8 protein-coding genes are annotated in these 10,686 nt (G+C 37.1%); 3 read left to right on the top strand and 5 right to left on the bottom strand.

Going from position 1 to position 10,686, the window contains the following annotated elements:
* Nucleotides 1-85: 85 nt before the first annotated feature.
* The 3 genes from AC1RNB_RS18495 to AC1RNB_RS18485 form a co-directional block, all read right to left on the bottom strand.
* A complete protein-coding gene (locus tag AC1RNB_RS18495; protein WP_305267442.1) occupies nucleotides 86-1,762 on the bottom strand; it encodes an efflux RND transporter periplasmic adaptor subunit in 1,677 nt (558 codons plus the stop codon).
* Nucleotides 1,759-2,853 carry a TolC family protein gene (locus AC1RNB_RS18490; RefSeq protein WP_493085230.1) on the bottom strand — a complete coding sequence of 365 codons (1,095 nt, stop codon included), beginning with the start codon at nucleotides 2,851-2,853 and terminating at the stop codon, nucleotides 1,759-1,761. The genes AC1RNB_RS18495 and AC1RNB_RS18490 overlap by 4 nt, the downstream gene beginning before the upstream one ends.
* 191 nt (nucleotides 2,854-3,044) lie before the next feature.
* On the bottom strand, nucleotides 3,045-3,509 hold the full coding sequence (locus AC1RNB_RS18485; protein ID WP_305267438.1) for an HYC_CC_PP family protein: 465 nt from the start codon (nucleotides 3,507-3,509) through the stop codon (nucleotides 3,045-3,047).
* 926 nt (nucleotides 3,510-4,435) lie between these two features.
* On the opposite strand from AC1RNB_RS18485, the gene AC1RNB_RS18480 reads away from it, so the two are divergent.
* The 3 genes from AC1RNB_RS18480 to AC1RNB_RS18470 are packed head-to-tail and all read left to right on the top strand — an operon-like array spanning nucleotide 4,436 to nucleotide 7,719.
* Nucleotides 4,436-6,604, top strand: a complete 2,169-nt coding sequence (locus tag AC1RNB_RS18480) for a TonB-dependent receptor family protein (protein WP_305267436.1) — start codon at nucleotides 4,436-4,438, stop codon at nucleotides 6,602-6,604.
* A gap of 24 nt (nucleotides 6,605-6,628) precedes the next feature.
* A complete protein-coding gene (locus AC1RNB_RS18475; RefSeq protein WP_305267434.1) occupies nucleotides 6,629-7,507 on the top strand; it encodes a multicopper oxidase domain-containing protein in 879 nt (292 codons plus the stop codon).
* A complete protein-coding gene (locus tag AC1RNB_RS18470) occupies nucleotides 7,492-7,719 on the top strand; it encodes a multicopper oxidase domain-containing protein (protein ID WP_493085228.1) in 228 nt (75 codons plus the stop codon). The genes AC1RNB_RS18475 and AC1RNB_RS18470 overlap by 16 nt, the downstream gene beginning before the upstream one ends.
* Nucleotides 7,720-7,776: 57 nt before the next feature.
* Here the strand turns inward: AC1RNB_RS18470 and AC1RNB_RS18465 are convergent, their stop codons facing one another.
* On the bottom strand, nucleotides 7,777-9,024 hold the full coding sequence (locus tag AC1RNB_RS18465; RefSeq protein ID WP_493085226.1) for a type II restriction enzyme NmeDI-related protein: 1,248 nt from the start codon (nucleotides 9,022-9,024) through the stop codon (nucleotides 7,777-7,779).
* 204 nt (nucleotides 9,025-9,228) lie between these two features.
* A complete protein-coding gene (locus AC1RNB_RS18460; RefSeq protein WP_305267425.1) occupies nucleotides 9,229-10,464 on the bottom strand; it encodes an MFS transporter in 1,236 nt (411 codons plus the stop codon).
* Nucleotides 10,465-10,686 lie beyond the last annotated feature (222 nt).

The raw sequence follows: 10,686 nt of genomic DNA, 5'->3' as shown, positions 1-10,686 counted from the left end.
CTCAACGACTGACTTCCAATCTTTAGTCTATCCTTTCCACATTAGCCTCTTTTATTTATTTAACTCAAACAGCTTCTAAAAATGATTATTGATTTAAATAGATTGTTTTCATTTGATAAACGCCGGTTGTTACCACTCTTTCGCCTTCTTCCACACCTTTAATTATAGCAGTATATTTTCCGTTTGATGTGCCTTTGTTAACGTAACTGATACTGTATTGCTCCGCTTTATCCTTTACAAATACCGCAGGTTTACCGTTTATTTCTGCAACAGCATCATTTGGCACAATTATTTGTGTTGAAATATCTTTTGAAAAAATAAATACCCTGATGTTTTCGCCGATTTTAAATTGTGATTTGGGATTGATTATTTCAAAAATTACTTTTTGAGATTGGTTGGCTCCATTTACCGATTGTGCAGTGGAAATCAATTTTAAGTGATAGGTAGTGGTATCATTTTCTATATTAGATGAGGCGGTGATGTTTTCTACAGATTTTACCTGTGCCGCATCATTAGCAAATACCTGTGTTTCTACCAGCACTTTTTCAATATTGGTTATATCAAACAATGTTTCACCGGCATTTACGACCGCACCTATAGAATAGTTAAATGCACCCACCACACCGCTGATAGGGGCTGTAAGGGTTATCATTTTTGTATTACCAGTACTACGTCCTGCATTAGCCGTAAATAACTGTTTATTTTTTAAAGCTGTTTCGTACCTGGCTTTTGCTTCGGTCACATCTTTTTTAGCGGCAATGTCTTCTATAGCTTTTAGCCTGTCGTATTGAGCTTTGGCTGCATTAAATTCAGCATCTACTGTATTCCTTTGTGAAAGAATATTGATTTGGGTACCTGCATCAACCTGCTGTTCTATCACAGCCAACACCTGTCCCGAAGAAACCTTTTGACCCACAGATACTTTTAATGAAACTATTTTTCCTGCCTGCGGTGATTGTATCACTGCCCTTCCCTGTGAGGAAGGAATAATGGTACCCAGCACCTGCGTTGATTGATTAAAGTCACCTGTTTCAATTTTTTGGGTAAGGATGCCAAAAAGAAATTGGGTTTCTTTTTCAACCATGAATGTTGATGACATCGCACCACCGGATTTGCCGCCAGCTTCATCATCCTCGCCACCATGTGCGGATGCTGTATTGTAGGTAGCAGTGGGCAGCAAGCAAAGCAGGATGATAATGCTTGCAGCAACTTTTCTATTTGTTTTTTTCATTACAAAAAACATCAATAGTAAACCGGCTAATAATCCCGCTATACCAAAAAACCAGGTAGTTTGATACCAATGTGTATCAGCATGAACGAGAGTAATTTCTTTTTCCAATTCCTTGCCAACAGCAATATTATTTATCAGTATCAAATCAGGGCCAAGCGATGAGTTAATATTAACGGTAAGGTTGTATGCTTTCTTATCAGGAAAAATTCCTTTTACCTCGTACACACCTTTATCAATTTGAGTTACTACTAATTTTATGTTCGGATTATCAGCAACGGCAATTTGTAATGTGACACTGTCAACCGGTGCGTTGCTATTAAAGTCACTTACAAATAATTTAAATGTTGCTTCTTTACCGGGCGTCAGTGGCGGATATTTTGCCAGCAACTCATACACATCAGATACAGCTTCGCTGCTAAAATAAGCTGCAGGTTTTGCGCCTTCCTTTTTAGCATCTCCGTGGTCTTCTCCACCATGTGCAAAAACTAAGGAAGGGATAAGAAGCAATAAAATCAAGATTTTCTTTATCATAATGTTCCTGTTATATATTTTATAGATAAGATGGCCTGGTTATAATTCCTTATAACCTCCAGGTATTTTAATTGTATTGAATAAGCGTCATTGATGGTCCGCAGGTAATTGATATAATCATTTTCGCCACTTTCAAAAAATCGTTTTGCCGTACCAATAATTACATTGGCTTTGGGGATACCGGTATTTTTATAGTATTGTAATGATTGTGTGTAGATAGCCAGTTCGTTTTGTGCCTGTATTAATTGAACTGAGAGTTGTTGCTGTAAACCACTTGCTTTTTGTTTATTGATTTCCCATGCTGTTTTTGCTGCATTGATATTGCTTTTATATTGACCAAACCACAAAGGCACGGTAAAACCAACACGAAAACGATTTCCAATGGGCGTATTTCTTTCCCCCTGATTAAAGTAACCAAATGCCAGGCCGGGCAATGCTTTTGCCTTTTGCAAGGCAATATTTTTTTGGGCAATCACAGCTGACTGGTTAAAAATTTGTACAGATGGGTTTGCTATAAAAGCAGTGCTGTCTTTCGCTATGGTAACATCCATTAAAAGGTTGGTATCAAGCGGTGCTGCCATGAAAATTTCCTGCAAGCCGGTGAGGTATTGTAGCTGGCTTTGCAGATTGCTGATGGTAAGTTGTGCCTGTAAATATTGGTTATGTATTTCGCCATACTGGCTTTCAGTAAATGTTTTTTGCAGGTAATCAATCTGCCCGGCATCAAACTGGCGGCCTGCCACTTTGCTGATCCGTTCATACACGGTATCCTGCACATATAATTGCTGCTGTAGTGCCGATGCGTATTGCAGCAACAAATACAATTGTTTTACCTGAAACCTCACTTCATTTTCTGTGAAGCCTTTTTCTTTTTCTGCCAGCACAATCCGTTGCTTTTGCAACTGGTATTGCTTGCTGTAAACTGTAGGAAATTCGGTTGACTGGGTAATACTTCCGGTATAAAATTTCCCGGTAGGGCTTTCTATAAAAACATCGGGGTTGGGCAGGTTTATACTGCTTTTTAGTAATTGCTTTTGCTGTAAAATGGATAACCCTGCGGCGGAAATATTGCGGCTGTTTTTTAGAGCCATACTTACAGCATCTGCTTCGGAAATAATTTTTTGGCTGTAAGCGTTTGCTATTATAAGCAAGCCGGTAAAGACTGTTATGATACGTTTGAACATATAAAAATTTGATTACAATAACTGAAACAAAACGACTATGCCTTTGGGCAAAGCAGTGATAGTTCGACGGGCAGTGCCATCAAACTCAGTTACAATAATCAAATCTGTAAACTCTGAATCGCTATGCGAATGTCAGGTGGAGGAGGATAAAAGAACCTGGCAACATATTTTGGAGGGTAAGCTTTTGCTGAATTAAAAATATCTATACCTAAAAAAGTGCTGATAATAGCTGCAAAAACCGGTGCATCAATTGCTGTCTTAGCGTTTTGATTCAGTGCTTTGTCTAAACTCTGGAGTTTTTGTACCTCATCATTGCAACAGCCTTTTTTTTCTTTACTATCCGTTTTCTTTGCTTCATGTTGATGGCTTGCAGATGGGTTATGATGGTCATCATTTTTTCCATCATCATGAACATGAATCACCGCAGCCTTTTCCTCTTCATGATGAGTGCTGTTAAACCCCATATCTATACCAATGCCACATGCAAAACCTACTATAGTATTCAACCCGAATACTATCAGCAGGACAGCCGCTTTTAATTGTATGGATATGTTTTTTTTCATTAAACTGGCGTAAAATTAGGGTTATTTTTTGAAAATCACCCTTTCGAGGCATAAAGATAGGCCAACTGGCTTGTTCAGGCTTACATAATTTTGGAAAGTATTTATACAATTATGGGTTATAACTTGGCAAACCGGGTAGTTTTTATATCTGTAGCCCTGTTTATCACGGTCAAAAATAGTTGCCCTTTGCCAAATTACTTACATCTACCGGCAATACCGTTACCCCATTGTTAATGTTTACTTAAATTCTTTTAACTACTATTCCCTGTAAATTTGCAATGGCTATTTCAGCTTGATCGACAATGGCAGATGATATACCCACCGTTGGAGTGATATTGAACAAGAGAAGGTATAAGACTGTCTTTCAAAGCCGCTTCATTGCATTCGTAAATTTCTTCGTTGTAAGAGTGCAGATTTTTAAACACTTTTACGACGAAAGCATCACATACTAGGTCTTGTCCCTCAATTTCACTGAAAGCATACCTGTAACAAATATTTGCAGCAAACTCCTTGAGCTAGTCAAAAAACAGCCTTTCCTGTTGCCGGTTATCCTCCCGGCACCCATTACATAAATTTTGTACCTCCAGATTTGATAATGCCAAATAATAATATTTTCTTTTTTGATAGTTTTATTTTGGCTCTTTTAAATAAAAGGTTGCCTTTGTTTATAAAACCCTGAAATGGCGACAAGGTACTGCCATTAATGCTTATCTAAGTCTATGAGTATATCAATTTGTTTAATGACAGGCTTAAAAATCGGGTTAAAAATCTAACAGAGCTTTATAAATACTTTTAGCCACGAGGCTGTTCTATTGTCTTAAAGCCATTCCTTTTTTCCCGATTTCGTTGTTTCTTTTCCCGATTGTGAAATTTTGCAGAACAATTATATATCACATTTGCATCCTGATAAACTAAACAATATGAGTATGCAAAAAATTATAATTACAATATGTTCACTGTTATGTGTACTAATTACCAATGCACAAAAGGCTGATACCAGCCGAACCTTAAAAGAAGTAACCATTACAGGCTACAAAACTGTAAATGGCGTAGGGCATTTGCCCGAAATAAAAAACGGAATTATTTATGCAGGCAAGAAAAACGAAATAATTCTTGTGGATAGTTTGGATGCCAACAAAGCCATCAACAACACCCGCCAAATTTTAGGCAGAATTCCCGGGTTAAATATTGTTGAAACTGAAAGCAGCGGCTTCACTGCAAACGGTATTGCCACAAGAGGCCTGAACCCTATTCAAAGTATTGAAATGAATACCCGCCAAAATGGATATAACATCAGTGCAGATATTTATGGTTATAACGAAGCCTATTATATTCCGCCTATGGAAGCAGTTAGTCGAATAGAAATGGTAAGGGGTGCAGCTTCATTACAATTTGGTTCGCAATTTGGCGGCCTGGTAAATTATGTTACTAAAGATGCCCCAGCCAATAAACCTTTTGAGTTTACTACCTCACAAACCATTGGAAGTTTTGGAATGTTTAATTCTTTCAATTCAGTTGGCGGTACCTACAAAAAAATTAGTTATTACGGTTTTATTCAATACAGAAATATGAATGGATACCGCCCCAACAGCCAGCAATGGCAGCTATCAGGGTTTGGTAAATTTGAGTACAAGCCATCACAAAAGTTAAATATTGGTATAGAATACTCCCTGCTTCGCAATCAACTAAAAATGCCGGGAGGATTAACGGACAGTATGTTTTATACGAATCCTAAAGTCTCAACAAGAACAAGAAACTGGCTGAAAAGCCCCTGGAATATTGCTACCGTTTATGCAAACTTTACGCCGTCTGAAAACACTACCATCAGTTTAAAAACATCTTACCTGTTTAGCAACCGCTCATTGGTTTGGCGTAACGAAGACGGTGGAGCCAGTGCATTAGATGAAATAGATCCGGCAACAAATGCTTTTGTACCACGGGAAGTTGGCAGACAGGACATCCACAATACAACAACAGAACTTAGGATTGCACACAATTACAAATTAGGAAAACAACAATCAACCATTGCAGGAGGTTTAAGATATAGTTACGCCTGGTTCAAACGGCAAGGTGGTGGCGAAGGCACTACCAACAGTGATTTTGATTTATCCATCACTGGCGATTGGGGATATAATTTAGATTTTACCACTACCAATATTGCACCGTTTGTAGAAAATATTTTCAGAGTAGGAAATAATTTAACCATTACACCCGGCTTTAGATTTGAATATTTAAACAGCACCGCAAAAGGATATAAAATAGAAGACAATATTAAACTTTCAACCGACCAAAGCCGTAACAGATATTTTCCATTGGCAGGGTTAGGCATTGAATATAAACCATCGAAAAATACAAGTCTGTATGCAAACTTTAGTCAGGCATACCGCCCCATTGATTACAGCCAGTTAGAACCTTTTGGCACCACTTCTAAAATTGACCCAGACCTAAAAGATGCTTACGGTTTCAATGCAGATTTAGGGTACAGGGGTACAATAAAAAATTATTTTAATTTTGATATTGGCGGTTTTTACATGGCTTATAATAACAGGATTGGTGTAGTATTAAAGCAAGACCCAGTAACAGGCGATGACTATTCACTAAGAACAAATATTGCCAACAGTGTTCATAAAGGAATTGAAAGTTATGCAGAACTAAATATTTTAAAAGCCATTAATGAAAAATCCAAATATGGATTAAGTGTTTTTAATTCTTTTGCATACATAGATGCAAGATATACCAGCGGAGAATTTAAAGGTAAGAGAGTAGAAGCTGCTGCGAAAACCATCAACCGTGTTGGTTTGATTTTCTGTAACAAACATTTCTCTTCCACCTTCCAGGTAAATTCAGTTGGCGATGCTTATGGTGATGCATCAAATGTAAAAACAAGCGATGACCCCATTGCAGGTTACATTCCGGCATATACCGTTTTAGACATCAGTGCTACTTATAAAATTAATAACTACGCCATTAAAATAGGTTCAAACAACATAGCTGATAAATCATATTTCACCAGGAGAACCGACGAATATCCCGGCCCTGGCATTATTCCCTCCGTGGGTCGTAGCTTTTATGTTGGGTTTACTGCCAAATTTTAATACTATCATCTGCAAAAAATATTTATGAGAAATTTTAAAAAGCACCTACTTGTTATAGGTACAGGAGTAATAGCCCTGATAAGTTGCAGAAAAGAAATAAATATTATTACATCAACCGATTTAGCTACGCCAACCGTACAAAGAGTTTACTACATTGCCGCCGAAGAAGTAGAATGGAATTATGTTCCAACGGGAATTAATCAACTAACAGGTGGTGCATTTGGCAAGGCTGAAAATGTTTTCCTACAAAACGACAGCAATCGCATAGGCAATAAAAATATTAAAGCCATTTATGTAGAATATACCGATGCTACTTTTGCCACAAAAAAACCAAAAGAAGGTGCAGACTTAGGAATAGTCGGTCCTATTATAAGAGCAGAAGTCGGTGATAGCATACAAGTAATTTTTAAGAACAAAGCCAAATTCCCTTACAGTATTCATCCGCATGGCGTAGTGTACGATGCAGATAACGAAGGTATTGCAGGCGTAGCACCAGGCAGTACTTTTACTTATAAATGGAGAGTTACAGAAAATTCAGGGCCAGCCGAAAGAGATGGTTCATCAATAGGTTGGGTATATCATTCCCACGTAATGGAACATAATAATAAAGATATTAATGCAGGATTGGTTAGTTCAATCGTTATTTATAAAAAAGGCTATCTGGAAAACAACAAGTCAAAAGACATTGATAATGAAAAATTTGCTCTTTTTATGATTGTTGATGAAAATAATAGTTTGTATCTGGACAGCAATAAAGCAAAATACACTTTAAATAATGTAAGTAATGATGATCCCAATTTTCAGGAAAGCAATCTGAAACATTCTGTAAATGGATTGATGTATGGTAACTGTAAGTTCACCAATATAAAAACCAGTGAAAAAGTAAGATGGTATTTAATTTAATGGACTTAGGTAATGAACTGGATAATCATATAGCCCATTGGCACGGCAACACCGCTAAAGTTAGTGGCAGCCGTACAGATGTGGTGTTTCTTGGCCCTGCAAATCTTATTACGGCAGATATGAAGGCAGATAATGCCGGCACATGGCAATTTCACTGCCATGTAAACGACCATATTTCGGCGGGAATGATTGCTTTGTATGATGTGCAATAGAATCGGGAACTAAAAAAACAAAAGAGGTTATTCCAGCGAATAACCTCTTTTGTTTTTTTATACTGCCTTAGCAATCTTTTCCATTATATGATGGCTTTCGCCAAATTTGCAAAGGGCATCACAATGGCTGCGGAGTTCGGAAAAAAGAATATACTTAATAATGACTTTGTTTTGCTTAATGGCAGGACGGCACAATTGTATACAAACATCTTTTTCTCTTTTATCAGGAACTATCAAATAAAATACCTCATCCCCATCGGCAATTGAGTAGCTCAAATCTGTTAATCGCAAAATGCCTGAATATATACTGGTACTTTTCTCTACCTCAAAAGCAGCGATAACATTATTTGTTCCTTTTTGAAACCATAACACATCAATCAATTTTACTGTGTTCAGTGTTTCTTTATCTAAAGCGATTTCGGGAAATTGCTGCAAGCTCATAAATGAAAAACTGTTGCCACAATGCGATCTGGAACGGTCATTGGAAGCTGCAATAACATCATAGCCTAATGCATTACCTATCTTCAATAAATGATATTGCATTTCGGTATGCAGGTTTTCCTCTTCTTTTTCCTGTTGCACATCCTGCTGTCGTTTCTCTATTAATTTTTCCAGCTTTTTACGTTCCGGTTCTGATAAATAAACATCACTACCTAAAATCAATTTCTGTGTTCCTATTTCAAATAATAATCCTGCAATTGCTCCCATATCAGATGACAACTCAGAACGATGCTGAATATTGGCATCAATCATTACCTCTCTCAATTTTAAATATTCGCTCCAACTTCCTAATTTCTTTTTGTCTTTAAATAGAAAATTAAAGCCGTTGATTATTGCTGTATTGAAAGGAGGAATAATAGTGGGATGCAAAAAATATAAAATACTGGCTACTGACGGGCCAAGTCCTTTGATTTTTAAACTATCCAGCCTGATGATTGCTTTAATTATTTGTTCTTCTGTTTTTGCATTCAAACAATTTTCTAAAAATTGTCCGAAAGCCTGCTTATTATTTTCGTTCTCGTAAATGTCGGGTATCCTCAGCTTTGGTTTCCAGTAAAAAGGGTGAGAAGCACCTTCAAACACTTGCTTCTGTTCTGTAATGCAGCTAAGTACAAACTCTAAAGAAGAGCCTTTAAAATCATTAGGGAATTTTTTGTTCTTAATATCATCAATCACCTGCATTACCCCTCTTCGAATTGAACGGAATGCTTTCAGGCGTTCTTCATTATTGATGAACCATGTGTTGAAAACAGATTGTTTATCTTCTTTATACTGCTGAATGATTTGGGACAGGTTGCTGTTCATAAGTGTGTTAAAACCGCAAAATACATCATTTGCAGCAATCCTTCTTCCTTACAAAGATTGCCTTAAAGATTTTCCAGAAAAATTGCCCTATTGATTTTATTGCAGTCATTATGGGTTGTTTATAATAATATTCAAGCGTCCAATTTATTGATGCTCTTTAATATGTAATTCATGCCTGTCAATTGCCTTAATGCGAAATTAAGGTTATAATTTTTTTGAAATAATTAAGGCAAATATAATCAGAATCGTTGCAACAATCCAATACGCAAGGTGGTCAAACCAAATCATAATTATCCCGCCGGATACCACACCTGCAACCTGTCCCAGACTATTAACAGCGCTAAAAATACCTAACGATGCACCATATTCCTTTCCGGAATCTTTTGTTATGAGCGAAGTCAGGCTCGGTGTAAGAATTGCTTTTCCGATTGAAATGAAAGAAACGTAAATTAATATCCATCCCATTTCCGGTGGGGTAGTGAGCATGAATATACCAATACCCACGAACAGGCAACCAAAAGGTAACAATATCTTTTCCCCTTTCTTTTCAATCAACCATGCAATGGGCCCTAATTGCAGCAAACCCATCAGCGTACCACAAATAATCAGAACAATGCTCATTTGCTTTGGCCCAAATAAAAAAAAGCGTTGCGAGTGAAGTGCAAATGTCCCTTCAAACATTGAATGAGCAAGCTGGCTGAAGAAAGACAATGCCAGCATTAGCACGAATGCTTTTTTAAGCGATTTAAAATTTGGGATGAAAGATATTTTTGTATTTGCTACCCTATGCGTCGCTATTTTATGCCGGGTACTGAGCGATTCGGGTAATAATGCAAAATACAGTAACAGTACCAGTAACGTAAGCACTGAAGAAAAAACAAATGGAAATGTAAATTTATCGAGTATGAATTGGCCGAAAAAAAGATTAAACTGTATACTAACATTTGAAAACAGATTACCCAGCAAATGGCCTGCAACTGCGCCCAATCCTGCCACTCCGTTCAGTATTGCAAAGTTCTTTCCTCTTTTTTCCCTTGGAGTTTTGTCAGCAATGTATGCCCCCGATGCGGTTACAAAAGAAGCTGTGAAAAACCCTGCTGCCAAACGGGAGATGTAAAGCAGCGTTATGCTTCCACTAAATGAAAAAATAAATGTTGAAATTGAAAATCCTGCTATGCCTCCTAAAATAAGCGGTCTTCTGCCTGCTTTATCAGATAATGAACCCAGGTAAGATGAGAAAAGAAATTGTGTTAGCGGAAAAGCGCCAGTTATCAATCCAACATGAAATGAAACGCTGTTGGATGAAATATCTTCTGCTGACAGAATCTTTTCAATATAGAATGGCAATACCGGAAGTGTCATTCCAAATCCCATCGTTACAAGAAACACTCCGAATAGAAGTATTATCTTGCCTTTATCATATTTCTTTTCACTAATCATTTAAAATATTTTCAGCCACCATTTCTACATTTTCATTCCCTCCATTGGGTTTGCCATTTTTTTGAATTTATATTCACTTTGCAATAGGGGAAGGGAGCATCCCGCTAGCATCATTAGTATATGTTTCCATCTCATATAATTCTATTTTAACGTGTTGTGCTATTAAAAATAGTTGATAATCAATGAAGCAAAAAATGCTGTGCAGTTGTCTAAGTAAGTGAC

The sequence above is a fragment of the Sediminibacterium sp. GW821-FHT12F12 genome (assembly GCF_058806635.1).
The sequence above is the reverse complement of the archived record's forward strand: the minus strand, read 5'-3'. Positions and strand labels throughout refer to the sequence as shown.